General features: G+C 70.6%; 2 protein-coding genes. Both read left to right on the forward strand.

The window, feature by feature from the left end; translation table 11 throughout:
* Positions 1 to 876 (forward strand): Circumsporozoite protein (locus tag G4D87_RS38030; RefSeq protein WP_163787625.1); only part of this gene is annotated, 876 nt, incomplete at its 5' end.
* A gap of 40 nt (positions 877 to 916) precedes the next feature.
* The coding region (locus G4D87_RS38035) for a tetratricopeptide repeat protein (protein WP_163787626.1) at positions 917 to 1,124 on the forward strand (208 nt) is incomplete at its 3' end.

The following is a 1,124-nucleotide window of genomic DNA, read 5'->3' on the forward strand; positions in this document are numbered from 1 at the left end:
CGCGACACCCGGCCCCCTGCCCAGAGCGGACGTAACGGCCCGCGCGTCGACACCCAGGCATCCGGTTCGGTGGATCAGCCGCGGCACAGCGCGCTGAGCGGCCAGTCCAGCTTCACGGCTGGCGGTGCCCGCACCGACGTGAGCGGCACCGGCCCCGGTGGCATCGACACGCGCGCCCACGTCCAGGGCCCCACGTTCACCGCGGATGCGCAGGTGGACGCGGACATCGGCCTGTCCGGTATCGACGTGAGCGTCGACATCGACATCGAGGCCAACCTCATCGAGGCGGGCGCCGGGGCCTCCAAGACGGTCGAGTTCGAGATTGCCGGCGAGGAGTACTCCGTCGAGCTGGACCTGGAGGCGCTGGGCAGGATTGGCGCCGAGGGCAGCATTGAGCTGGACCTGCACGTGGGCACCGACGGCAACGTGTCCATCAACGCCGCGGCCTCCGGCTTCGCGGGTGCGCAGGCGAGCCTCACGGGCTCCATCGAGCTGAAGCACGAGGACAACACGCTCGCGTCCGGCAGCATCACCGCCAGCGCCAGCGCGGGTGTCAGCGGCGACGCGCACGCCAACATCGGCATCGACAACGGCAACCTGGAGTTCGACGTCGGCGTGGAGGCCACCGCGGGCCTGGGCCTGGGCGTGGAAATCGAGGGCTCCGTCAACCCCGGCAACGTGCTGAGGGCCGTGGGTGAGACGGCCGCCGCCGCCGGTGGCGAAGTGCTGGAGAACGTGGTCGACGGCGCCATCAACGCGGGCGGCGCGGTGGCCGACGCCGCGGGCGAGGTCTTCTCCAACGCGGCGGATGCCGTGACGGACTTCGCGGGCGACGTGGGCAACGGCATCAAGAATGCCTGGGAGTCGGTCTTCTAGAAGTACCCACCTGACGTCCCCACCGCTAGAATCGGTGCTCATGGCCGTCTCCAAACTGGCATCCTCCGCCGCGCGTCTCATGAAGCAGGGCCTGCTGAAGGAGGCGGCCCGCGAATTCGAGCGCGCCCTTGAACAGGACCCGAAGGATGCCAGCGCGTTGCTGGGGCTGGCCCGGTTGCGGCTGGCCCAGCACGACGAAGCGGCTGCCCGCGAGGTGCTCCAGCGGCTGGTGGCGCTGCACCCCACCC

Source organism: Myxococcus vastator, from assembly GCF_010894475.1.
Taxonomy (GTDB): Bacteria; Myxococcota; Myxococcia; order Myxococcales; family Myxococcaceae; genus Myxococcus; species Myxococcus vastator.